This is a genomic window from Natrinema salaciae, from assembly GCF_900110865.1.
GTDB classification, from domain to species: Archaea; Halobacteriota; Halobacteria; order Halobacteriales; family Natrialbaceae; genus Natrinema; species Natrinema salaciae.
This window is the reverse complement of sequence record NZ_FOFD01000004.1, coordinates 321726-343485: the sequence shown is the minus strand read 5'-3', so window position 1 is coordinate 343485 and position 21760 is coordinate 321726. Positions and strand designations below refer to the sequence as shown.

At 66.4% G+C, this 21760-nt stretch carries 24 protein-coding genes and 1 pseudogene; 10 read left to right on the top strand and 15 right to left on the bottom strand.

Features of this window, described 5'->3' with window-relative positions; all coding sequences use genetic code 11:
• Nucleotides 1-73: 73 nt before the first annotated feature.
• Genes flaJ through BMX07_RS15165 form a run of 6 tightly spaced genes read right to left on the bottom strand, consistent with a single transcriptional unit; the run spans nucleotide 74 to nucleotide 6310 of the window.
• Entirely contained in the window at nucleotides 74-1801 is a 1728-nt protein-coding gene (gene flaJ, locus BMX07_RS15190; protein WP_090619056.1) for an archaellar assembly protein FlaJ, read from the bottom strand.
• Nucleotides 1802-1808: 7 nt separating this feature from the next.
• On the bottom strand, nucleotides 1809-3488 hold the full coding sequence (locus tag BMX07_RS15185) for a type II/IV secretion system ATPase subunit (RefSeq protein WP_090619053.1): 1680 nt from the start codon (nucleotides 3486-3488) through the stop codon (nucleotides 1809-1811).
• A 4-nt stretch (nucleotides 3489-3492) separates the two neighbouring features.
• Nucleotides 3493-4221: an archaellum protein ArlH gene (locus BMX07_RS15180; protein WP_090619050.1), complete on the bottom strand. Its 729-nt coding sequence runs from the start codon at nucleotides 4219-4221 to the stop codon at nucleotides 3493-3495.
• Complete coding sequence (locus BMX07_RS15175) at nucleotides 4218-4682, bottom strand: archaellum stator protein ArlG (RefSeq protein ID WP_090619047.1); 465 nt, start codon at nucleotides 4680-4682, stop codon at nucleotides 4218-4220. The genes BMX07_RS15180 and BMX07_RS15175 overlap by 4 nt, the downstream gene beginning before the upstream one ends.
• Nucleotides 4683-4685: 3 nt before the next feature.
• The gene (locus BMX07_RS15170; RefSeq protein ID WP_090619045.1) at nucleotides 4686-5117 is read right to left on the bottom strand and encodes an archaellum stator protein ArlF; all 432 of its coding nucleotides are present in this window, start codon (nucleotides 5115-5117) and stop codon (nucleotides 4686-4688) included.
• A gap of 38 nt (nucleotides 5118-5155) precedes the next feature.
• On the bottom strand, nucleotides 5156-6310 hold the full coding sequence (locus BMX07_RS15165; RefSeq protein ID WP_090619043.1) for a FlaD/FlaE family flagellar protein: 1155 nt from the start codon (nucleotides 6308-6310) through the stop codon (nucleotides 5156-5158).
• 450 nt (nucleotides 6311-6760) lie between these two features.
• On the opposite strand from BMX07_RS15165, the gene BMX07_RS15160 reads away from it, so the two are divergent.
• From BMX07_RS15160 to BMX07_RS15135, 6 genes are all read left to right on the top strand, one after another.
• Nucleotides 6761-7366 (top strand): archaellin/type IV pilin N-terminal domain-containing protein, encoded by a 606-nt coding sequence (locus BMX07_RS15160; RefSeq protein ID WP_090619040.1) that lies wholly within the window; start codon nucleotides 6761-6763, stop codon nucleotides 7364-7366.
• Nucleotides 7367-7392: 26 nt separating this feature from the next.
• Nucleotides 7393-7911, top strand: a complete 519-nt coding sequence (locus tag BMX07_RS15155; RefSeq protein WP_090619037.1) for a hypothetical protein — start codon at nucleotides 7393-7395, stop codon at nucleotides 7909-7911.
• Entirely contained in the window at nucleotides 7908-9881 is a 1974-nt protein-coding gene (locus BMX07_RS15150; protein WP_090619035.1) for a hypothetical protein, read from the top strand. The genes BMX07_RS15155 and BMX07_RS15150 overlap by 4 nt, the downstream gene beginning before the upstream one ends.
• Nucleotides 9878-10279: a DUF7500 family protein gene (locus BMX07_RS15145; protein WP_090619031.1), complete on the top strand. Its 402-nt coding sequence runs from the start codon at nucleotides 9878-9880 to the stop codon at nucleotides 10277-10279. Before BMX07_RS15150 ends, BMX07_RS15145 begins: the two co-directional genes overlap by 4 nt.
• Nucleotides 10280-10424: 145 nt before the next feature.
• Nucleotides 10425-10850, top strand: a complete 426-nt coding sequence (locus BMX07_RS15140; RefSeq protein WP_090619028.1) for a DUF5807 family protein — start codon at nucleotides 10425-10427, stop codon at nucleotides 10848-10850.
• Nucleotides 10851-10889: 39 nt separating this feature from the next.
• Entirely contained in the window at nucleotides 10890-11585 is a 696-nt protein-coding gene (locus BMX07_RS15135; protein WP_090619025.1) for a hypothetical protein, read from the top strand.
• 67 nt (nucleotides 11586-11652) lie between these two features.
• On the opposite strand, the pseudogene BMX07_RS25670 reads toward BMX07_RS15135, so the two are convergent.
• The 4 genes and pseudogenes from BMX07_RS25670 to BMX07_RS15120 form a co-directional block, all read right to left on the bottom strand.
• Nucleotides 11653-11799: pseudogene (locus tag BMX07_RS25670) on the bottom strand (carotenoid biosynthesis protein); the annotation flags it as partial.
• Nucleotides 11795-12121, bottom strand: a complete 327-nt coding sequence (locus tag BMX07_RS15130) for a hypothetical protein (RefSeq protein WP_217643696.1) — start codon at nucleotides 12119-12121, stop codon at nucleotides 11795-11797. The pseudogene BMX07_RS25670 and the gene BMX07_RS15130, both read right to left, overlap by 5 nt.
• Nucleotides 12122-12235: 114 nt before the next feature.
• Complete coding sequence (locus tag BMX07_RS15125) at nucleotides 12236-13504, bottom strand: DHH family phosphoesterase (RefSeq protein ID WP_090619023.1); 1269 nt, start codon at nucleotides 13502-13504, stop codon at nucleotides 12236-12238.
• A gap of 75 nt (nucleotides 13505-13579) precedes the next feature.
• Nucleotides 13580-14047, bottom strand: a complete 468-nt coding sequence (locus BMX07_RS15120; protein WP_090619021.1) for a universal stress protein — start codon at nucleotides 14045-14047, stop codon at nucleotides 13580-13582.
• 127 nt (nucleotides 14048-14174) lie between these two features.
• Here BMX07_RS15120 and BMX07_RS15115 point away from each other — a divergent pair, with 127 nt between their 5' ends.
• Nucleotides 14175-14633: a universal stress protein gene (locus BMX07_RS15115; RefSeq protein ID WP_090619017.1), complete on the top strand. Its 459-nt coding sequence runs from the start codon at nucleotides 14175-14177 to the stop codon at nucleotides 14631-14633.
• 84 nt (nucleotides 14634-14717) lie between these two features.
• On the opposite strand, the gene BMX07_RS15110 is transcribed toward BMX07_RS15115, so the two are convergent.
• Complete coding sequence (locus BMX07_RS15110; protein WP_090619015.1) at nucleotides 14718-15305, bottom strand: GNAT family N-acetyltransferase; 588 nt, start codon at nucleotides 15303-15305, stop codon at nucleotides 14718-14720.
• A 2-nt stretch (nucleotides 15306-15307) separates the two neighbouring features.
• Nucleotides 15308-15679 (bottom strand): universal stress protein, encoded by a 372-nt coding sequence (locus BMX07_RS15105; protein ID WP_090619012.1) that lies wholly within the window; start codon nucleotides 15677-15679, stop codon nucleotides 15308-15310.
• Nucleotides 15680-15826: 147 nt separating this feature from the next.
• On the opposite strand from BMX07_RS15105, the gene BMX07_RS15100 reads away from it, so the two are divergent.
• The 3 genes from BMX07_RS15100 to BMX07_RS15090 all read left to right on the top strand — a co-directional run bounded on the left by BMX07_RS15100 (nucleotide 15827) and on the right by BMX07_RS15090 (nucleotide 18933).
• Nucleotides 15827-17251: an ATP-binding protein gene (locus tag BMX07_RS15100; RefSeq protein ID WP_090619009.1), complete on the top strand. Its 1425-nt coding sequence runs from the start codon at nucleotides 15827-15829 to the stop codon at nucleotides 17249-17251.
• Between the two features lie 449 nt (nucleotides 17252-17700).
• The gene (locus BMX07_RS15095) at nucleotides 17701-18036 is read left to right on the top strand and encodes a hypothetical protein (protein ID WP_090619006.1); all 336 of its coding nucleotides are present in this window, start codon (nucleotides 17701-17703) and stop codon (nucleotides 18034-18036) included.
• Between the two features lie 72 nt (nucleotides 18037-18108).
• Nucleotides 18109-18933, top strand: coding sequence for an MBL fold metallo-hydrolase (locus BMX07_RS15090; protein WP_090619004.1), 825 nt, complete (start codon nucleotides 18109-18111; stop codon nucleotides 18931-18933).
• A gap of 41 nt (nucleotides 18934-18974) precedes the next feature.
• Here the strand turns inward: BMX07_RS15090 and BMX07_RS15085 are convergent, their stop codons facing one another.
• From BMX07_RS15085 to BMX07_RS15075, 3 genes are all read right to left on the bottom strand, one after another.
• Entirely contained in the window at nucleotides 18975-19994 is a 1020-nt protein-coding gene (locus BMX07_RS15085) for a DUF5787 family protein (protein ID WP_090619001.1), read from the bottom strand.
• 161 nt (nucleotides 19995-20155) lie between these two features.
• Nucleotides 20156-20461: a hypothetical protein gene (locus BMX07_RS15080; protein ID WP_090618998.1), complete on the bottom strand. Its 306-nt coding sequence runs from the start codon at nucleotides 20459-20461 to the stop codon at nucleotides 20156-20158.
• A 166-nt stretch (nucleotides 20462-20627) separates the two neighbouring features.
• The gene (locus tag BMX07_RS15075) at nucleotides 20628-21530 is read right to left on the bottom strand and encodes a winged helix-turn-helix domain-containing protein (RefSeq protein ID WP_090618995.1); all 903 of its coding nucleotides are present in this window, start codon (nucleotides 21528-21530) and stop codon (nucleotides 20628-20630) included.
• Between the last annotated feature and the right edge of the window lie 230 nt (nucleotides 21531-21760).

The following is a 21760-nucleotide window of genomic DNA, read 5'->3' as shown; positions in this document are numbered from 1 at the left end:
GCGCGACGATTGGGCGATCCGCTCGAGTTCGCCCCCGGACCGTGAGCGACGTCGATGCTGTAACCGACCGCAGTCACACGCTAATGACCACGTTGACCACGTACTGCGTGACGACGGCGATCACCGCGCCGAGCCAGGTCATGAAGACGAAATGTACCAGCGCACTGAGCATGTGTCCGCGGTCGGTGATCCGGATCATGACCGCGGAGAGCGCGGCGTTGATGATGATCGTCAGGATCAACAGTAACTCGATCGTCCGGATGTCGTACTGCTCGGTGCTGAGCAGGCTGCCGGCCACCTCGCTTTGCTCTTCGAGGTTCATCTCGCTCGTGATGTTCATCATGATCTCGACGACCTCGAGGCCGACGAAAAACGAGAAGACGGCGGCGGCGGTGATCCCGTAGAGGACGCCGATCAGCGTCATCGTCGCCTGTTGGCGCTTCTCTCGAACCTTGAGCACCTCGTTCTGGTTCTCGCTGATGACCTGCCCGAGCACCTGTGGATCGCCGCCCATCTGGCGACCGATGACGTACATATCGCCGAACTTCTGGATGAGATAGGACCCGGTTTCGGCGGCGAACAGTCGCCAGGATCGAATATCGTCGATCCGCATATTGAGCCGCTTGTAGAGCGCGTCGACGTTCGCCGTCAGCGCCCCGAAGTCCTTGCGGCGCAGGCTCTCGAGGACGCTCCCCGTGGACGTCTGTTTGACGCTCTCGACGGCACCGAGCGCGCGAATGAAGCTGGGGAACTCCCCGTCGCGGACCTTCACTTTCTGTTCTTCCTGCCGCATCCGCCAGCCCGGGAGGAGCAGCGGTGTCACGGGGATCGCGGCCATGATCGGGAGCGGGACCCGATCGGCGACCGGCGGAACGAACCCGAGGGCGGCCAGTACCATGACGATCGTGAGGACGACGCTGCAGCCGATGCCGATCGCGAGCGCCCGCGGAATCCGGGTCAGCGGGCCGGTCCCTTCGGTCTCCTCGATGTACCAGATGGGGTCGTACGGCGAGATGACGTGGATCGCGTAGACGAACGCCACCTGCACGATCGAGAACATGACGATGGTCCCGCCGATGAGCAGCGTCGGACTCGTTCCGATCAGGATCGGGAGGACGATCGCGAACACGAGAATGAACGCCACGGACAGCATCATCGACATGTACAGCTCCTTCATCACGTCGAGTTTCGCCAGATCCGCCTCGTACCGGGTGACGAACTGCTGGATGATCGTGTCCTGTTCGTCCATCAGGAACTCGCTGATCTGCTGCCCGCCGCCGACCGTGTACGCCAGTCGCTCCAGAAAGTCCGTCAGGAGCGGACTGGTCGTCTGTTTGGCGCGCAGTCGGCAGGCGTCGTCGAGGCTCTGGTTCCACGTGTCGACCATCGCGACGAGATGCCCCATCTCTTCGGCCAAGGCGTCGTACTCGTCTTCCTCCGCGAGGGTTCGAAAGATCTCCACGCGGTTGATGTTCGTCATCGAGAGGACGGTGATGTGGGTCAGAAAGAGGTGAAAGCGCTGGCGGACCTGCTTTCGCTTCCGGTCCTGTGCCAGCTTGGGGTAGATGACCGCGACGACCATCGCCAACAGCCCCAGGAGTACGACTGGGAGTCCGATCACCAGGGAGAGCCCGAGGACGACGACCGCGACCCCCGATCCGACGAAGAACACGAACGCAGGCGCGATGACGAGCAGGAGATACCGCGACGCGGACATCTCCATGTTCGCGTACGCCACGTTGAGCGACTCGAGCAGCGACCGAGCGTTCATATCCGGCGCGGACTGGGTGTCGGTCGACATAGTACTCTCAGGCGAACTGATCGATACCGCTGATCCGGATGGGAAGCCCCTCGAGCCCGTCGCGCTGGAAGTCGGCGATCGCCTTGTTGACCTCGTGGTAGCCCAGCACGTCGGCGTCGATGAGCTGACGGATGATCTCCGACCGACGATCGAGCTCGTCGTAGATCTCTCGCGTGTCCTGGTAGCCGAGCAGCGTCGCGATCTGTTCCTCGAGGACGTAGGAGTTGTTGCGGCCGGTGAAGGTGACCTCGTCGTCGCGGGGGTCCCACTTGAACGCCTGCCGGGTGACGACGCCGCCCTCGTAGTCGGAGTAGCCCTCGATCTCCTGGACGGAGGTGACGCGTCGGAGGACGTCGTCGCCCTGTTTGACGCGGTTCTGGAAGAGGGCGACGTCGCAGTTGTCCATGAACGTCTCGGGGACGTTGATCGGGGCCCCGGTGAAGCGCTGGATCATCGAGACGATGTCGCTGGCGTGGAAGGTCAGCATAACCGGGTGACCGGTCTGGGCCGCCTGGAACGCCATCTGCCCCTCCGCCCCGCGGACCTCACCGACGACGATGTAGTCCGGGCGCGATCGGAGCGCGGCCGCGACGAGGTCGAACATGTCCACGTCGGCCGACTCGTCGCCCGAGCCCTCGCGGGTGAGTAGTTGCTGCCACGTGTTGTGCGGTGGGATAACCTCCGAAGTGTCCTCCGCCGTGTATATCTTCGCGTCCCGCGGGATGAACGACAGCGCCGCGTTCAGCGTCGTCGTTTTGCCCGACGCCGTCTCGCCGACGACGAAGACGGTCTGTTCGTTCTCGAGGCAGAGCCAGAGGTAGGCGGCCAGCTCCGGGCTCAGAGTCCCCCATTTCGTGATCTGGAAGACCGAGAGCGGGATCTCCTCGCCCTGCCGGATGGTCAGCGACGGCCCCTGGACGGAGACGTCGTCGGAGTAGATGATGTTGATACGGGAGCCGTCGGGCAGGGTCGCGTCGATGACCGGGTCGGAGTCGCTGATCGGGTGGTTCATCCGCTCGCCCATGTTCCGCAGCCACTGCTCGAACTCCTCGGGCGTGCCGAAGTCGACGGTCGCCGAGATCATCCCGTACGTGCCGTGATCCAGGTAGCACTGCGTGGGTCCGATCACGTGGATGTCCTCGTTGGCCGTGTCGACCATCACCGGTTCCAGCGGCCCGAGTCCGACGATGTCGCGCTGGAGCTGGTACCGCAATCGGGTGAACTGATCACGCGACAGCGCGATCTTGCTGGTCCCGAGCGATTTGAGCCGCCCGATCGACTGCCCCGTGATCCCCGACGTGATCTCGACGACCTCGTCCAAGAGGTCGTCCAGGTGATCCTCGAACTCCTCGTCGTCGGCCGGTGCCGGCCGGGTGACGCTCTTGTCGAGGATTCGCTGTCGGATCCGATTGTAGAGCGCCTTGTCCTCGTCCTCGAGCGTGGGCTCGACGCAGTAGTACGTCGTGTCGATCCCCAGATCGCCGTGGACGTGACAGAAGATCGGTGCCTCCGCCTCGTAGATGACGTTCGGCCGATCGGACTCCCACTCGCCGGACGGCTCGTCGATGAGCTTCGGATACTCGCCGTACTCCTCGAAGAACCACTCGAGGTGTTCCCGCAGGTGCGGATGCTCGTCGGCCAGCGCGTCCAGTTCGTTCTCGAGTCGTGCGGTTCCGAAATCGGACATCTATCTATGCCACCGTCCTGCTGACGATCGAGACCCCGCGCCCCTGCTGGACGCTGAAGCCGATGGAGTCGTCGACCGGACTTTTCATGTTCTGGAATCGTCGGACCAGGATCTTCCGCCTGATCTCCTGGCCGACCGTGTTCGTCTCGATCTGGAAGTAGATGTCGGCCACGTTCCGCAGCGGCCGCAACGCGTCGTCGCGGACGCTCGTGGGATCGACCGTCAGGACGACCGACTTGTCCTGCATGGTCACCTGTCGCAGGAACGTGACGAGCCGCTGGATGACGTGGTCCTCGTCGCCCTCCGTGATGACCGCCTCGTAGTTCGGGTCGTTCCGCAGGAGCGCCGAGAGCGTGTCGACGAAGACGACGTCGGCCTTCCAGAGCGTTTCCGCACTCGCGAGTCGCGCCAACAACTGGCGCTCCCGTCCCTCGTCGTGCGTGTCGACGTTCGCGTGCAGGAACAGCAACTGCTCGTCCAACAGGAGGTCGACCACGTCGTAGGACAGCGAGTTCATCTGCTCGACGAACTCCCAGGACTTCAGCTCCGTCGAGATGTACGTCACGAAGGCGCCCTCGGTCGCTAACCCGTACGAGAATCGCTGTGAGATGGCGCTCTTGCCCGCCCCGTCTTGCCCCTCGACGAGAACGATGCTCCCCGCCGGAATGCCGCCACCGATGGCGTTGTTCACGCGATCCCGCCCCGTCAGTCCGATGGAGTGGTACTCAGTCATGGAACGTAGAATTCGAACGTCTCTTTCGCACCGTTGACCGTCACTTGAATCCGGTGTTCGTCGCCCGTCGTGAGCGACCGGTCGATCTCGAGCTCGGCGACCGCCCCGCCTCGCCAGGGACCGCCGCCGTCCCGGACCGTGATCGACATGTCGCTGCTCGAGACGTACGTGCCGTCGACCAGCACGTCCAGTCCGGTACCGTCGGTCGCGAGGGTCTTCCGGCCGGTGTTTTTGACGAGTAACGTGATGGTCTCCGCACCGCTCGCGTTGTACACCGCCTCGCTCCCCGGATCGCTGATGATCTCGATGTCGGTGTCGATCTTGTCCGTCACGTCGCCGCTGTAGGTGTCGACCGAGTTACTGAGTTCGTTGACGTTCGTCACCAGCGTGCCGGCGACGCCGGCGGCGACCAGCATCGCGGCGATGAACAGGATCAGCGTCGACACGGAGTCTCCTGCCATCGATCACACCCCCGTGATGGTTTCGGCGATCCCGTGTTCGGTCACGATCTTCACCCTGTTCGGTCGATCCGTCGAGATCGTCACTGTGAGCGTCTCACCGGGCTGCCACAGCTCTCTGACGGGACTCCCGCCGACGCTCGTTTCGTACGATTGTCGGTAGACCCCGTCGATCAGAAGATCAGTTTCGGGGATCGAGAGCACCGTCGAGCCGGTATTGGTCACGTCCATGGTGAAATTCTCGTTTCCGCTCTCGTTGTAGCGCCACGCTGCGACGTCGATCGCGGTGTTGCGCATCGCGAGCGCTCGATCGTCGCGGTCGTCGATCGCCGCCGACCGATTCTCGGAGGCCGTCTGGAACACCGGGTAGGCGATCCCCGCAGCGATCAGGACGCCCACGAAGATGATCACCGTCGCGCCACTGGTACTGAATCCCACGTTCGATCACCGTCTCTCGCCGGTGGCCCGGAACACGGCTACGGCCCCGACTCCGCGTTCGGTTCGACGTCCCGCTTCGTCTCGTGGATCTCCTGGAGCTTCATGATGTACGTGTAGCTATCGGCGTGATCCTCGGCGGTCAGCTCCTCCGGCGTCGCCCCCGGATCGACGTGAATGTCCAGATCCGGGCCGCTGAGGGTCGCCTCGAGGTGGTCTCTGACCTCCTTGTCGATCCAGCCGATCTCGGCGTAGTACGAGATCGCCCGCAGCGTCGCGGCCGGTCCCGCCGTCCGGACCAGGTCGGTCAGCCACTCGAGGACGATGATGTCCGTCGCGTACGTGTCCGCGAGCGTCTCGAGGGTGACGTCGGAGCCGCCCCCGTCCCCGTCGGCAGCGTCGGCCGTCTCGTCCGACTCGTCGTCTTCGGGGCCGTCGACGCTCTCGGTGGCCTGCACTTCGACGCTGGTGTCGTCGGCGTCGGCGGCGGCGCTTGCGTCGCCGTCGCCCCCGTCTTCGTCGAACGTGATCGTCTCGCCGCCGTCACGGCCGGCCCGTTCGGACTGGGCCGCCGCGTCCTCGATGACGCCCTTCAGGTCGTCGAACGAAACCGTCTCCGTGCCGGCGTCGACCGTCGAGCCGCCGTCCGCGACGCCCATCCCGCCCTCGGTCGATTCCTCCCTCGTCGCGTCGTCTTCGCCGAAGACGCCGAACCCGTTTCGCTCCTCGCCGGCACCCGTGAACGGGTTCACGTCGTCGGTCAACATATCGTAGACGCCGAGCAGCTGGCGAACCGTGTCGTTCATCTCCTCGACCTGATCCGCCACCTGCTGCTGGGAGTCCTGGACCGTGCCCAGCGTCGACTCCTTGTCGTCGAGCTCCTCCTCGAGTTCCTCGATCCGGTAGAAGAGGTCGTCGAGGTCGTCCTCGTCGGTCGACGACGAGCCGCGGCTGAACAGTCCGCCGCTGCTCTCCGAACCGGCGTCTGACGCGGCGCTCTCTCCCTCGTCTGGTCCGCTCTCGTCCGTCTCAGTCGTCTCGTCGTCCTCCGCCTGCGCGTCGGCTGCGCTCGCGTCGTCCTCGAACGGGTCCGCCCCCTCCTGACGCTGTTCCTCGCGCTGGCGACCCCGTCGGCCACCGCTGTTGCTGAGGAAGTCTTCGATAACGGTCCGCAGGGAGTCGAGTCCGAAATCCATGCTACCTCTGCGCGTGCGTAGTTCGACATCTCGCCGCGCTCGGTCGCTGTCGGCGACGATCATCGTCGGACGGTACGGTCATACTACTCCCCTGTAGTCGCGGTGTTCGTATAGATGTCCGCTCGAGTTCGTCCGCCGAATCGGTCCGCGTTTCGAGTCGTGAGTCGAGTCTCGATACGCCCTGTGAGGTGAAACGGAGCTTGATAATCCGAATAGGCGATGTGTTCGCTGGGGTGCATCCCCAGATACTGTGATGCCAAACCACTCGCCTCACCTCGGAGTTCGACGGGACACGACTGTTGACCCGTCGCCACGCCCACCGCGGGAGCGACGGGCCCAGCCCGTCGAGCCGAGGACCGACGCCCGTGCTGGCGTCGCGAGGACTCGCGGTGGCGTCGAACGCCACGGCGAGTCCGACCGGGCGGGGATGGCACTCAGGGTGTACACATAATGTTCGAAATAATTACAGACAGAGACGAGCGCGGTCAGGTCGGTATCGGTACGCTGATCGTGTTCATCGCAATGGTGCTCGTCGCGGCGATCGCGGCAGGCGTACTGATCAACACGGCCGGACTCCTCCAGAGTCAGGCCTCGAATACCGGCTCCGACACGCAGCAGGAAGTCGCGAATCAGATTTCGGTCATCGACGCAGTTGGGGTTACGACGTCGGACGGTTCCGGGAACGACTACATCGGTAATCTCAGCCTGACGGTCAAGAAGTCGGCCGGTTCGGAAGAGATCGACCTCAGCTCGGCAACGATCCAGTACACGAGTGATACGACCGCGACAACGCTGACCTACGCGGATGCTACAGGACCCACCGCTTCCGAATTTTCGACGGCGTTGGAGAGTTCGACCGGACAGAAAGACGCACTCATCAACAGCGATGAGCGCGTCTCCATTTGGCTCGACCTCTCTGCGATCGAGTCGAACGGTAATGGCCTCGAAACCGGAGCCGACGCGACGATTCAGATCGTCGATCAGTCCGGTGCGACGTCCGTCTACGGTGTCAATGTCCCGAACACCTTCGGTGACAAGAGCTACGTCCTCGTCTAACTAGGGACTCTCCCTTTCCGATTTTTATGGAACTAGAACGCCAGTGGGTCGTCGTCACCGCGCTTTGCATACTGCTCGTTACGTTCGCGGCCGGACCGCTGGTGCCGGGAATCGGCGGGACCGAGCCCGCAGACGAATCGGTGGAGCTCTACACCTCGTTCGCCGGGAACGAGGAGGGCGTCTCCGTCGAGAGACAGCTGTTCGTCTCCCCGACGCGGGTCCCCGCTGAGAACCTCACCCTCGAGCAACCGACCACCGACGCACACCGGCTCGAGGTTCCCGACGCGCTGGTCTACGTCGAAACCGGGGCGGAGCCGGTTGCGATCACCTATCGCGTGTCGGTCCCCGAACTGAACTACACCGGGACGTCGACCGAGAGCGTCGCCGCGGGAACGGAGCGGACGGTTCCGCTCTCGATCCCCGGCGAGACGGTCGCCGGGCCGGACAACTCGAGCGTCGAGGCGACGGTCGCCGTCGCCGCCGAGTCCGACGGCGCGGCGTTCACCGTGACCGAGGAGACCGTCGCGCTCGAGGTGGAGCGATGAGCACTGCCCACCGCGTCCGCGAGGAGCTGACGGGGCTCGCGGTCGACCGGGCCGCGCTGGTTCGGCTGCTGTTTGGCGACCGAACCGGACTCACGATCTACCTCGGCGCGCTCGCGCTGTTCGCCCTCTACTGGCGCGTCGACATCTTCATCGTCGACACGTTCGCGATCGGGAACGCGCTCGTCGCCCTCTCGGAGGGGCAGCTACACATCAGCCAGGCGGTCTACGGGCCGACGGACCCGTCGACGCCGGGTATGAATATCGTCGACGGCCGACTCTACGCCCGGAACTACGGCCACGTGGTCTTCGCGCTGCCGTTCCTCTGGGGACTCGAGGCGCTCGCGCTGGTCGCCGATCCGCGGATCGCGATCGCAGCACTGTGGAGTCTCCTGGTGCTCGCCGTCTGGGTCCAGTTCGGTCGGCTGGTCGGCCGCCGCCGTCTCGCGACGGCGGCCGGCTGCGCGCTCGCGTTCGGCCTCTTTCAGGTAAATCTCGCGACCGCGACCGCGATTCCACCGCGACTGTTTCCGCTACTGGCGCTCCAGGCGAGTACGATGGTCGCGGCCGGGTTCGTTCCGGTCGTGCTCTACCGGTTGTTCGTCCACGCACACGGACGACGGGTCGCGATCGCGGCCGGGATCACCGGCGTCGTGCTCGTTCCGATCGGGTTCTGGGCGTCGATCCCGAAGCGCCACGCAATAACCGCGCTGTTCGCCCTGGTCGCGCTGTACGGCTTCTACCGGAGCCGCGTCGCCATCGCCGACGGCGACGAGGGGCTGGCGTTCCGGTCGCTCGCCTACGCGGCGGTCGGCGCGACGGCCTGGATCCACGCCCCGGAAGCGCTCGCGCTGTTGGCCGTGCTTCTCCCGGCGGATCTGCTGACGGCCCGCTCGAGGGACCCGCGGACGCTCGGGATCGTCGGCGGCGTCTTCCTCCTCTCGCTGGTGCCGTTTTTCGTGACGAACACGCTCATTTCGGGCAATCCGGTCAAACCGCCGCGGTTACTGTCGGCGTACACCGGCGGCGACGTTCTGATCGAGGATGTCGGCACCGGCGCGGGTGCGAGCGGTGCCGAATCGGCCGGCGGAGCGTCCGCCGGTGGGACCCCAGCGGGCGAGAGTGGCGACTCGATGACGGAACCGAGGGGTCCGATCACCCGGCTCGTCGGTGGGGCGATCGCGCTGGCGTCGACGGGAATCGACGGTGCGCTGCACGCGGTTGACGTATTCGGCGGCCTGCTCGATACCGGCCTCGACGCGCTGGATTCGGACCGCCTCACCCACGTCTTCCTCCGAAGCGGGCGAATCCCGGGGGTCGACTACGGGCAGACCGGCGGTCAGACCGTCGAGCTGACGATTGCCGAGTCCGCACCCGTCCTCGGCGCGCTCGTCGCGGCGCCGTTCGTCGTCGTCGGACGGATCGCCCGCTCCCGTTCCGTTCGGCAGCGGCTGCGCGACCCGCTCACGCAGACGGACGTCTTCGCCGGCTGTTACGTCTGCCTCTTCAGTCTCATGTACCTCTCGCGACTCCCGCTCCACTCGACGATCACGGTCCGCTATCTCGCCCCGATCGTTCCCGTCCTGGTGTACGGCGTGTTCCGCCTCGAGCCAATCCAGCGGATCGTCGACCGGGAGTGGCGACCGTTCGTGGCGGCGACGTGTGGATTCACGGCTGTCGGGATCGTCGCTGCAATCGCCGCGTTCAGCGCCGTCGACGTCAGCGTCGGAACCGTCGTCCAGACGCACGCGATCGTCAACCTCTGTGTCGCCGGTGTCCTCGCCTCGTCGATCGCCGTCGCCGCTCGGACCGAGCGGTGGGATCGCGTCGGCGCGCTCGCGCTCGCGTTGGCCGTCGCCGCGATGGCGGTGTTCCTGCTGCTCTCCGGGGTGGAGTACTTCGGGAGCGGCCGACAGTTCGCCCTGCCGATCACGGATCTCCTCGAGCGATACGTTTCGATCAGAAATCCATGACAGATACCAGTGACACCGATTCAGTCCTCGAGCCGGACGACCTCGCGCTCGAGGGCGACCACGTACGGCGACTCGACGAGAATCAGTACGTCATCAGGGCGGACGCTGACGAATTGAATACGCGTCAGTTTCCCGCCGGGGACGGGATCGACGGCCCGTCGCCGTCGGCAGTCGATACCCCCGAGGCGGCCGGCGCACTCGCCGACGCCCCCGAACCACACGGGGTCGACATCGCGCTGAAGACCGACGGCGAGATCGCACGCCACCGCGCCACGTCGCACGACGTCCGCGAGGTGTTCGTCGATCTCCTGACCTGGTACGCCGGCCAACTCGACGACGATCTGTCGCCGAGCGAGGCGCTCCGGGTCATGCTGGCTGCGTCCGATCTCGACGTCTAGTTCGTCGCGATCCGCGCGAATACAGGGCGCGCGGATCCACGGGAACCCACGGCGTGTACTCGGTTCGGTTCCGTTCGTCCGGTTCGCTCCTCGAGCGGGGTCGCGAATAACGTTCTTTTTCCACCTCGAGGACGAATCCGACGCTATGAGTGACCAGCGCGAGGAGTTTTTGGCGGGCGAGCGCCTCGAGGACGTGGCGCTGTTTCTGGCCGATTCGTACGTCTCGGACGACCGGCTCGAGCAGTTCGGCGAGCGCGTCGACGACGGCACCCTGATCGTGGTCGACGGCGAGCGCGGTCGGGGCGCCTTTCAGGCGGCGACGGGGACCGGTGCGATGGAGTTCGCCAAGTCCGCGATGAGCAACGAGGGGTCGATCGACGACGACCTCACGGGCGGGCACTGTCCGGACGAATCGGACGCCGAGACCCACGACGTGCAGTTCGTCTTCGCGTTCGCCGAGGGGCAAAACGAGGAGGTCGGGGGAATCTACGCCGAGGGCGCCGTCGTCCACGCCTACGCTCAGTGCACGTGCGGCACGGCGTTCTCGGATCGGTGGAACGTGACCGAGTAAGCCGCAGTCTTTTGCGGCTCAGCGACCTACCGTAACGCAATGCGTTCGACCGAAACCCCGTACGAGACCGGCCGCGGGTTCGGTCTCTCGAGTCGCGACGCGCGCGTCGTCGGCGGCGCGAGCGTACTGATGGCGATCAACGTGGTGGTGATGTACGTCCTCGCGGGGACGCCGCTCGCGAGCGTCAACGACTACCTGTTCGCGGTCCCGATCGTCGGCGCGATCGCGTACGGCGCGGCGATCATGGGCGGACAGCTCGTCGCCGAGCGGGGCGTCGAGGGCGGTGACGCGGGAGTCGCGTTCGTCGGGATGGTGATCCTGCAGTTGGCCTTCGGAATCTTCGGGGCCGGCGTCCTTCGCTTCGCGCCTCCGGAGTCGCGGTCGACGATTCTCGTGGTGACGGCGGTCGTCGTCGCCGTCCTGACGGCCGTCATTTCGGCCTACGTCTACGCCCGATCGAAGACGTTCGACCACTGGGGGTCGTACGCCAACTACGCGTTCGTCGGCGGCATCGTCGCGATTTTGATCGGAAGCGTCGTCGCGCCGGTGTTGCTCCTCGGGTTCGTCCTCATCTTTCTGGGGTTCCTGCTCCGGTTGGGCTGGGAGATCTGGAAGGTCCGTGACCAGCGCAGCGAGTCGGTCGCGCTCCAGACGATCGGCGTCTACATCGCCGTCGCCGGCGTCTTCGTCCACGTCCTCCAACTGGTGTTGCGGTACTTCGCGTCGCGGCAGTGATCGATCGGCTCGAGAGCGGGCAGACGGGTCGCGGCGAACGATATCGAAGGCTGAAGCAGCAGCCGAGTCAGATGACAGCGACGGCGAGCGCTGCCGTCAGGCAACTGATACCGAACCAACCGGCGAAGTTCCACCAGGGAACACCGCGATACCGGGGTCCGGGGAGGTCGTCCGTGTACGTCCAGTTGGCGTCTGCGACGCCCCGATGGTCAGTGAGTACGTCGTCGGTCGTCGCGAGTGCCCTGGTGGCGACGACTGCCGTCCAGCCGTCGGTTACGAGGAGGGCGACGCGGAGCGACGTAGATCGTCCCCGCCCACCCGAACAGCACGTAGACCGGGACGCCGACGACCGTGGGGCCGATGTGGTGTTTCAGCCAGCCGAGATTGCTGACGACTGCTTCGCCGACGAACGCGACGAGTGCACCGCCACCGAAGAACGCGCGCGTTGCGTATCTCGGCCAGGTGAATGCGGCGTGGACGAGCGCGAGGACGCCGAGCGAAGCGGCCGCTCCGGTGAAGAAACGCTGTTGGGACATACGCGAGCGTTCCGTTTCCACTGGAAAAACGATCTGAAGCATCCCCGTGCCGGGCCGACGAGAAGGATGAAGTGATTCGTTCGGCAGTCGGTTCGCGATCGATTTTCGAGCCGCTCAGTCGTCGCTTGCGTCCGCGTCGCCGTCGGCATCCTCGTCCGCTTCCGCGACGACGTCCCGGAACGCGTCGAGGATAACCCGCTTCGTCACGGCACCGCGAGTCGTCCAGTGGTTCGCGTAGTCGAGCATGTCGTCGTAGATGTCGGGTTTACAGCCCGCGGCCTTGGGGTGGCCGCCGCCGTTGACCTTCCCCGCGACCTCGTGGCACCGTTCGAACGCGTCCGTGCCGCGAATGGAGGCCGATCCGGCGGGTTTGACGATCACCGAGGCGTCGGCTCCCTGTTCGCGCATCGCCTCCGCGACTTCGTTCTGTGAACAGCGGCCGTAGGTGATCCCGACCGTGTAGCCGCCGATCTCTCGAAGCTCCGCCCGCCCGACCGCCTGGTCTATCAGCGCCTCCTTCTCGACGCGACGCTCCGCGATGTAGTCCGTGACCCACTCGGGCAGGTCGACGCCGTACTCCCGGACGACCTCGACGTACTCCGCGGGATCGGTCCAGTAGGCGTAGTCCGCGAGGTCGTCGCTTCGCGGGTCCTCGCGCAGCCAGAGGTCGTGGTCCCGGGTGACCGCCGCCAGCTCCTCGTACATCGGGCCGAACTCGTACTCGAGCGAACGGTAGACGACGTCGGCGCTGCACTCCTCGTCGGAGTCGCCGACGACGAGGTCGACGCCGGCGTCGCGGACCGCCTGCGCGACGTCGTCGCCCCACTGGTGGTGATCGTACCACGCGACGCGGTCGGCGGTCTCGAGCGCTGCCGCCAGTTCCGTCTCGACGTACTCGTACCTGTCCGGCGCGAGGTCGCAGACGAAGAGGTCGATCCCCTCGTCGCCGTACTCGGCGACGCGAGCCAGCGCGTCCTCCACGTCGTGGGGGCTCGCCGGGACGAGCGCGACATTGTGGGGTGTCGGCTCGGGTTCCTCGAGCGGCTCGTCGTCGCCGGTCGCGACGACGACGTTCTGCTCGTCGGCGTCGTCCGTCGCGTCCGCCGCCGGTGCGGGCGTGCCGTCGCCGTCTCCCGCCTCGGCATCGTCGGGTGTCGGGACGTTCCGCACGTCGTCGTAGGCCTCCCGAACGAGCGCGACGCAGGCCAGTCCGTCGGCGTCCGGGTCCGCGATGACCGCGACGTCGGCCCCCTCGAGTGCGGCTTCGGTCTGTTGATCCTCGAGGTCCTCCTCGAGCGCGTCGGGCAGGAAGAAGCCGGTTCCGGGCAGGACGGATTTCCGGGAGAGCGGCAGGTCGCCGCTCTCGATGAGTTCGTCGTACATGGTACGTGCTGCGTGACCGGCCGGGAAGTAATCGCCGGTATCGCGACCCGGCGTCGAGCCGGCGTGCTCGCCGAATCAGCCGGAGACAGCGAGTTCGTCGCCGTCGTCACCGTCGCCAGCCGGATCGAGTTGCCGCACCGTCAGCACAGGAACGGGCGACGTCCGGACGATACGCTCGGCGACGCTGCCAAGCAGGAGTCGGTTTTCGCCGTGGCGACCGCGGGTTCCGGTCGCGACCACGTCGGCGTCGACCTCGCGAGCGTATTCACAGATCTCCGCGGCGGGCCGCCCCTCGCGGGTGGCGGTCTGCACCGCTCGGTCCGCCCGCTCTTCGACGGTCGCGAGCGCCGCGTCGGCGGTCGTCTCGAGGGCGGTACGGAGCTCGGAGCGGAGCTGCTGGGGCGAGGCGTCGACCTCGCTGGCGTCGATCACCGACAGCGCGTGGACCTCGGCGTCGAACCGGTCGGCGAGATCGAGCGCGACGTCGACGGCCCGTTTCACGCTGTCGGAGCCGTCGGTGGCGACTACGACCGTATCGAACATGGACTGGGATTGCGCTCGCGGTCGCTTAAACACCCCTGTTCGCTGTTCGACCCCGAAGCGGGACGATCGCCGGGCCGGTGCGGACCGGTGAGGTGACTTTTTTGTGACCGGCCGCCCACTCCTGCGTATGGACGCCAGCGAGCCGTTTTCCGTCGACACCGTCCTCGCACCGGTCGACGGGAGCGCCGAGTCAGCCACCGCCGTCGAGTACGCCGTCGCCGTCGCCGACCGATACGATGCCTCCGTGCACGCGCTTTTCGTCCTCGGACGCGGCGTCGTCCGGGGATTGGACGCTGGCACGGTCGACGAGACCGACGTCGCGGAGAACACCCAGGGCTTTTTCGACGACGTCGGTGCGATCGCCGCCGACGCCGACGTTCCGCTCGTCACGTCCGTCGACGACGGCTTCTCGCAGACACGGAAGACGCGCCATCCGGGCAACGTCGTCCTCGACACCGCCGACGCCGTCGACGCCGACTTCATCGTCCTCCCCCGGGAACCGGTCACCGAAACCGAGGCGGAGGTCCTCGAGAAGGCCGCCGAGTACGTCCTCTCGTACGCGAGTCAGCCGGTACTGTCGGTCTGACCGCGGTGTCTCCGTGACCGATCGCCGCCGGGGCGGACGTGGCGTGCGATCATCGATCATCGATCCGCGATCACCACTCTCCGATCACCGATCGTCGTCGCTCTCGGACTCGAGCAGGATGGCCATCTCCTGCTCGAAGCTCTCGGTGCCGGTTGCTTCGAACCCGACGCGCTCGTAGAGGGCGATCGCGGGATTGTTCCAGCGTTCGACAGTCAGCCAGACCCGCTCGATGCCGCTGTCGGCGGCGTGGCCGAGCAGGTTTTTCAGCAGCGTCGTCCCGATGCCGGCCCGCTGGTACGCCTGCAGGACGAAGATCGCCAGCTCCCACTCGATGTCCTCCCTGTGCTCGATGGCGGACGGATCGTCGGTGTCGGGGACGAGCATCGCGTGTGCGACGACGGCACCGTCGTGGCGGGCGACGACGTTGACGCTGTCCTCGCCGATCGTCTCGAGCCAGTTTCGGATGCGGTCCTCGCCGGTCGGCGGGATCCCCTGCGCTCGGTCGGTCGGATCGAACTGATCGTACATGTCGACGACGTCCGAGAGGGTGTCGCCCGTGAACGGCGTCGGTGCCCGTATTCCGATCGACCGACCCTCTCGGTCCTCGATCGTCGTCGGCGGCGAGGGGAAGGGACCGACCGGCTCGTCGGGATACTGACGCGACCCGGCCATCGTTATCGCACCAGTTTGACCGTGGTCGGCGCGTTCAACAGGACGAACTCGGTGATCGGGCCGAGCTGAATCTTTCCCATCGGACTCAGGGTACCGCCGCCGATGACCAGCTGGTCGTACTCTCCCCGCTCGGCGTAATTGACGAGGGAACTGCCGGGATCGCCCTCGAGTTTCTCGACCGTGACCTCCTCGAGGCCCGCGTCCGCGAGCCGGTCGACCGCCTGCTGGTACATCTCGTCCTGTGCGCGTTTCGATTCGGGTTTGTCGACGACGACGACGGTGAGGTCGTCACCGACGTCGCGCGTCCGCTCGATGGTCCGTCGGAGCGTCTTCACCGACTCGTCGCTGCCGCCGAGACCCAGCAACACCTTCATACACGTGACTGTGTGCCGATACACGAAAACGGTTGTGCCGGTTTCCGTCCTCGAGCCGCGCTGGGTCCACCGTCGTGCGGTGGAACGGCATCGCATACGTTGCGCGTGACGACGCTGTTAAGAACGTGTAGTGAGTACGTTCACCGAATGAGTGATGCGGCGCTCGATGTCGTGGAGTTTCTGCTCACGACGAGCGTGTATTCGGACGACCGGACGCTAGACGAGAACGATCTCCCACCGTCGTTTCGCCGGGTCTTCTGGACCGGTGGCGTCGACGACGAGAGCGAGGACGGTGACGGCGGCGGGAGCGGTCGCAAACCCGCCGGCATCAGCCGCCCGCTCTCGGCCACGACCACTACCGCGCGCGAGGCGACCGGCGTCGACCGCCCGTGGGAGGCCATCGCCGACCTGATGTTCACCGAACGCGACGAGTTCTCCGGGACGATCACCCTCGCCCAGCGGGAGATGGCCGAGGAGTGGTTCGCCGAGCGCGTCGACGCGGAGCGTCTGCTCGAGAATCCGACGCTGGCGAAACACTTCTCGAACCACGAGGAGTACGAGTTCGACGTCACGCACGAGGACGCACGCGAACGAAACCGGCCCATTCAGGCCGACCGCGTCTGGATCGACGGCCTCCTCGACGAGTATTTCGACGAGGAGGACGACGAGGAGATGCTCGACCTCGTCGAGGTCCGTGCGCCCGAAGAGGTCGATATGTCGCTCGACGACCTCGTCCTCACCGAGGACCAGGAGAACGAACTCGACAAGATCTCGAAGGCGATCGAACACCGGGATTACCTCGCGAACATCGGCCTGCGTGAGATCGGCAAGTTGCTGTTCGTCGGGCCGCCGGGGACGGGGAAAACGTCCACGGCACAGGCGCTGGCCCAGGACATGGACCTGCCGTTCGTCGAGGTCAAACTCTCGATGATCACGAGCCAGTACCTCGGCGAGACGGCGAAAAACGTCGACAAGACCTTCGAGGTCGCGAAACGACTCTCGCCGTGTATCCTCTTTATCGACGAGTTCGACTTCGTCGCCAAGACCCGTCGCAGCGACGAACACGCCGCCCTGAAACGAGCGGTCAACACCCTCCTCAAGAGCATCGACAACATCTCGCTCATCGAGGACGACGTGTTGCTCATCGGGGCGACCAACCACCCCGACCAGCTCGACGACGCCGCCTGGCGGCGCTTCGACGAGATCATCAACTTCCCCAAGCCCGATCACGGAATGCGGGCTGACATCCTCGGTCTCATCACCCGAACGATGGACATCGACGAGTTCGACCCGCAGCTCATCGCCGAAGTCACCGAGGGGCTGACCGGCAGCGACCTCCGGATGGTGCTCCGCGAGGCCGTCCTCGAGGCGCTGACCGAGGACCGGACGACGCTGACCCAGGAGGATCTCCTCGACGCCGTCGAGGAGTTCGAGGAGCGGGACACGCTCAAGAACATGGACATGATGGGGGGCGATCACGACGCGCTCGTCGCCGGCGGCGACCTCGGCGACGCGGCCAGCGACGGCGGACACTCCCACGATCACGACCACGAGCACAGCCACGACCACTGAGCACCGATTCGAATCCGCGCTCGGTGCCGAACCGCCGTCTCGGTCCGCTGTCGCCTGTTTTCCGTTCCGACGAGCCGAACAGCCAGCTACCGACCAATTCGCCAATTCAGGCGTCGAGTAGCACCGTCTCGAGGCGGTATCCCGACTGCCACACACGCGCACGAATCCGGATCTGAAACCCGTCGAGAGGGGTGACGAGGGCCACGTCGCCGACTCGAGCCGCTACACGAGCGTTCGCCAGCGGCGAGTCTCGAATACGGTCGCCGTCGGGTTCGCGGTGCCGGCGCTGTACGCGGCGCTATACGCGGGGTACAGAGCGCTGTGCGGCCGACGACGGCGCACGTCCGATGCCGACGGGTGCGGCGTCGGCGACTCGGACACGGAGGCCGAGTCGGATCGTCCCCTCCCGCGGGGAATACCCTTTATGTGACGGCTACTAATCAGCCATCATGAGCGATGACGCGTCACAGGGAGACGCCGCGGACGCGTTCGCCGACCGGGCACGGGCCGAGCACGGCGAGTCGATCCGCCGACTCGTCGTCTTCGGGGACGCCGTCCGGGGCGACGACCGGGGCGTTCACACGTCCGTGGAGGTACTGCTGGTCCTCGAGGACGAGGCGGACGACCGCGAACTCGAACGACGGCTCGAGGCGCTCGCCGAGACCGTCGGGATCGAGCACGGCGTCGTCTTTACGGTGCACGTCCTCCCGGCCGAGCGGTTCGACGCCCGGACGGAGCACCCGTTCGTCCGGACGGCGCTCGAGGAAGGGCGATCGTATGTGTAGGCGGCGGCGATCCGCGGGCCTCGGGCCTGGACCGGGTCGCGCCGCGAGCGCAGTCTGGAGGGCCGCGTAACCATGCGCGTCACCCTGCTCGGGACCGGGGACACGACCGGGACGCCGACCGTCGGCTGCGATTGCGACACCTGCGGGGCCGCTCGCGAGCGCGGCGTCGAGCGGACGCGGTTCTCGGTACACGTCGAGAACGAGCGCACGGGCGAGTCGCTCCTGATCGACTTCAGTCCGGACTTCCGGTACCAGTTCCTCCGCGACGACGTCCCGCTGCCCGACGCCGCCGTCATCACCCACGTCCACTTCGATCACCTCGACGGCCTGGGGAACGTCTTTCGCGTGTTCGACGACCTCGCGGTCTACGCGGCCGACGAGACCGATCCGAAGACCGGGAAGAGCGTCGCCGAGACGGTCCGTGACGACTACCACTACCTCGATCCGGTCACCGTGGTCCCGACGACGCCCCTCGAGACGGTCCGGATCTGCGGGCTCGACGTGACGCTGGTGCCGGTCGACCACCCGCCGCTGGTCTGCTACGGGCTCTCCGTCGAGGACCCCGAGACGGGCGCGACGCTCTCGATCACGGGCGATACGAGCTACGACGTTCCCGACGAGTCGCGCGCGGCACTGGCGGACGCCGAACTGCTGCTCGCCGACGGAATCGTCCCGGCGAGCCTCTGCGAGTACCACCCCATCGGCGGCCGGCACGAGGACGCTGACGGCGTCCCCCGGACGTTCGGGACGAAACACATGACTCGAGAGGGCGCGCTCGCACTGGCCGCGGAACTGAACGCCGATCGGACGCGGCTGGTCCACCTCGCGCACTTTTACCCCGCCGACGAGGCGTTCGAGGAGCCGCTGGCGATCGACGGCGAGCAGTACGTGCTGTAAGCGAATCGACTCACCGTCTCTATCGGGAGCGCGATCAGTCGTCAGCCGAACTGATCGAGTCCCGACTGCCGGCGTCGCCGTCCGGTCGGATCGGCCTCCCACGCGGTTCGACGGTCGCGCTCGGCCTCGAGGTCGACTGCGACCCCGTCGGCGACCGACTCGTGTCCCGGACACGACGATCCGCACTCCGAGCCGGCGTCGACGACCCGTTCCGTCCACTCGCAGTGGGGAAGCGTCGCACCGCTCGACTCCGCCGGACGACACGCGGCACAGTCCGGAAACGCGTACGTTCGCCACCCCTTGCCGTAGGCCCGTTCGGCGAGCCGGCGGCGGGCTCGAGCCTTCGCGTCGGGAGCTACGACGTCGATCCCGGTTCGGCCCGGGCGAAACTCGAGCGGTTCGATCCCGGGCTCGTCGACGGCCAGCGGCGTCGGCTCGCGGATCACGTCGACCGCCGGCCCCGTCGGCGGTTCCGTCCCGTCGCTCCCGTCCCCGCCGTCGCGGTGGACCCGCCAGACGCCGACCGCCTCGGGGATCCGGTTCAGGTGCGCGCGCGTCACGTAACTCTCGGTCGCGAGGACGACCGCGTCGACCAGCGCGAGGCTGACGTCGGTTCGGAGCTGGGCCTCGAGATCCCCCGGGCGGCCGAGGTCGGGTTTGTTCTCGATCCCGACGATGCGGTCGTACCAGTCGGGGTAGCGGGCGACCTGTCGGACGTACTCGCGGCTACTGGCTGCGCTGGCCCCGTGATCGCGTTCGAAGAAGCCGATCTCGAGCGCCCGGTCGACGGCGCTGCGAGCCCGCTCGGGGTGGCAGTCGAAGGCGTTCTTCCAGTAGCGCGCTCGACCGGTGCCGACGGCCGACTCGATCGCGGCGTCGGGGATCGTCTCCCCCGTGATCGCGACGCGGTCTTCGAATTCGGGTCCGGGTTCGACGCAGACCACGTCGAGAATCCGCCCGCCGGGATCGGCGACGCTCCCACCGAGCTGGCGAGCGACGATTCCCGGCCGGCGCGACTCGAGGTGGGCACACAGCTCGAGTTCGAACGCGAACTCCGACACGGTCGTGGGGTGGGGTGCAGACGAGAAAAGTCGTCGGGTTCGTCACCTCGTGTATCGTTCGCCGCACCGAGATCGTCTCGAAACGACCCCGTTTCGGCGAACGCGAGGGCCGTTCCGGTGACAGCGCGCAGCCGGCTACTCGCGGGGAACCGGCCCCGCCGTCACGGTTTGCGGGCGATCCGCGGTCGGAAACGGGTCGCGGCCGATCGGCGACGCGCGAGTCCGCGAGCGAGCCTGCGGCGGATCGCTTTCGCGCCGCCGACGAGCGCGACGAACGTCACGGGGCCGACGACCAGCGAAATCGGCAGTGCAAGCGGTGAGTCGTCACCGACCACCGACGCGGTCGCGAACGCGGCGACGGCCGCCAGGAGGACGGCGAGCGTCGAGCCGGCGGCGATACACGCCGTCTCGAGAACGCTGCTATCGGTGACGAGCGGTGGCGATCGAGGTGGCTTGGGTGTGATCATTGTCCTGTCTGAGACGAGGGGACGGACGGCCATAATTGTAATCTGAATTATATTTTTGTACGCGAGCCTACTGAAATCCGTTTCGGGAATCCGGCTGGTACCGGGATGGATTGGGGGCCGAAACCGATGACGGCGATTTCGACGACCGCGAGAAGGGGAGCGTCGATCAGCGAGCGTCGATCCGCGTGTCGACCACGTCGACGTCGTCGTCGAGCGTCACGCGGAGTTCGTCGCCCGCGAGCGGGATGCGGACCTCGAGGCGGACGGGGTCGCGCTCGACGACACGGGTGTATTCGTCGGAGACGCACCAGGGGAGCGTCCAGTACGGGCGCTCGTCGAGCGAGACGCCGCGTTCGCGGTGAAAGCTGACGACCGCGGAGTGGTCGAGCAGCCGAAGGCCGGCGGCCGAGCAGAGGGTGTGTCCGCACTGCACGCACTCGTGATCGACGCGAACGCCGACGCCGAGACAGCACGCGCCGTCCTCGACGACGCTGGTTCGCATGCGGCCGTTACAGTCCGGACAGACGCCGTCGGCGGCCAGACAGTGGAGGTGTCGGACCCGCTGATCGAACGCGTCGGCGATCTCGTCGGGAGTGCGGTCGTTCAGTCCGCCCGGGGGAAACGCGTACTCGCCGTGTCCCTGGCCGCAATCGGGACACTCGATCGCGAGCCGTTCGTCCTCGTAGACCGCCCGTAGCGAGCCGCCGCAAGCGACGCACGACCCGTCGACCGGGAACGGCTCGACGGTGGGGTGCTCGTTGAACGAGCCCGCCAACACCGAACGGACCACCTTCTCTCCGGCGTGTTTGAACGCGTAGCCGCCTTCCGCCTGTGCGATGAAGTGGCCGGTCAGCTTCTGGAGGTGATAGTTGAACTGCGCCGAGTCGCGCATGCCGACCTCGCGGCGCAGTTCGGAGAACGAAACCGGGGTGTCGTCGGTCGCCCACAGCGCTTCGAGAATCGAGAGCCGCGTTTCGTTGCCGACGAGCGCGAACGCGTCGGCGGGGTCGAGACACTCCGCACACTCGAGGACGCTTTCGCGCTCGCTCGAGACGTCTGATCTGCTCATGGCGGGGCGTACGACACAATCCCACAAAACCGTTCGCTAAACGCCATTTTTGTATTTTATCTGTCAAAAACGGCTCGACGAGTGAGGCGGCTCGGCGTCGAGAGCGCTGTTGGCTGGTCCGGCAATGGCGTGCTGTCGTTCGGTTCGGCGGGGGGTGTTGTGATCGCACGCGGTGAGCACGTGCCGCCGGCGAGCGTCGGACTGAAACCCCGTGCAGTCGCGTTCGCCGC

Coding starts and splice junctions, on each gene's coding strand:
- BMX07_RS15185 (WP_090619053.1), bottom strand. CDS start 3,488: ATGTCCGATTTCGGAACCGCACGACTCGAGAACGAACTGGACGCGCTG.
- BMX07_RS15175 (WP_090619047.1), bottom strand. CDS start 4,682: ATGGCAGGAGACTCCGTGTCGACGCTGATCCTGTTCATCGCCGCGATG.
- BMX07_RS15180 (WP_090619050.1), bottom strand. CDS start 4,221: ATGACTGAGTACCACTCCATCGGACTGACGGGGCGGGATCGCGTGAAC.
- BMX07_RS15160 (WP_090619040.1), top strand. CDS start 6,761: ATGTTCGAAATAATTACAGACAGAGACGAGCGCGGTCAGGTCGGTATC.
- BMX07_RS15120 (WP_090619021.1), bottom strand. CDS start 14,047: ATGTTCGATACGGTCGTAGTCGCCACCGACGGCTCCGACAGCGTGAAA.
- BMX07_RS15115 (WP_090619017.1), top strand. CDS start 14,175: ATGGACGCCAGCGAGCCGTTTTCCGTCGACACCGTCCTCGCACCGGTC.
- BMX07_RS15155 (WP_090619037.1), top strand. CDS start 7,393: ATGGAACTAGAACGCCAGTGGGTCGTCGTCACCGCGCTTTGCATACTG.
- BMX07_RS15140 (WP_090619028.1), top strand. CDS start 10,425: ATGAGTGACCAGCGCGAGGAGTTTTTGGCGGGCGAGCGCCTCGAGGAC.
- BMX07_RS15135 (WP_090619025.1), top strand. CDS start 10,890: ATGCGTTCGACCGAAACCCCGTACGAGACCGGCCGCGGGTTCGGTCTC.
- flaJ (WP_090619056.1), bottom strand. CDS start 1,801: ATGTCGACCGACACCCAGTCCGCGCCGGATATGAACGCTCGGTCGCTG.
- BMX07_RS15165 (WP_090619043.1), bottom strand. CDS start 6,310: ATGGATTTCGGACTCGACTCCCTGCGGACCGTTATCGAAGACTTCCTC.
- BMX07_RS15095 (WP_090619006.1), top strand. CDS start 17,701: ATGAGCGATGACGCGTCACAGGGAGACGCCGCGGACGCGTTCGCCGAC.
- BMX07_RS15105 (WP_090619012.1), bottom strand. CDS start 15,679: ATGAAGGTGTTGCTGGGTCTCGGCGGCAGCGACGAGTCGGTGAAGACG.
- BMX07_RS15100 (WP_090619009.1), top strand. CDS start 15,827: ATGAGTGATGCGGCGCTCGATGTCGTGGAGTTTCTGCTCACGACGAGC.
- BMX07_RS15145 (WP_090619031.1), top strand. CDS start 9,878: ATGACAGATACCAGTGACACCGATTCAGTCCTCGAGCCGGACGACCTC.
- BMX07_RS15075 (WP_090618995.1), bottom strand. CDS start 21,530: ATGAGCAGATCAGACGTCTCGAGCGAGCGCGAAAGCGTCCTCGAGTGT.
- BMX07_RS15130 (WP_217643696.1), bottom strand. CDS start 12,121: ATGTCCCAACAGCGTTTCTTCACCGGAGCGGCCGCTTCGCTCGGCGTC.
- BMX07_RS15150 (WP_090619035.1), top strand. CDS start 7,908: ATGAGCACTGCCCACCGCGTCCGCGAGGAGCTGACGGGGCTCGCGGTC.
- BMX07_RS15080 (WP_090618998.1), bottom strand. CDS start 20,461: ATGATCACACCCAAGCCACCTCGATCGCCACCGCTCGTCACCGATAGC.
- BMX07_RS15090 (WP_090619004.1), top strand. CDS start 18,109: ATGCGCGTCACCCTGCTCGGGACCGGGGACACGACCGGGACGCCGACC.
- BMX07_RS15125 (WP_090619023.1), bottom strand. CDS start 13,504: ATGTACGACGAACTCATCGAGAGCGGCGACCTGCCGCTCTCCCGGAAA.
- BMX07_RS15110 (WP_090619015.1), bottom strand. CDS start 15,305: ATGGCCGGGTCGCGTCAGTATCCCGACGAGCCGGTCGGTCCCTTCCCC.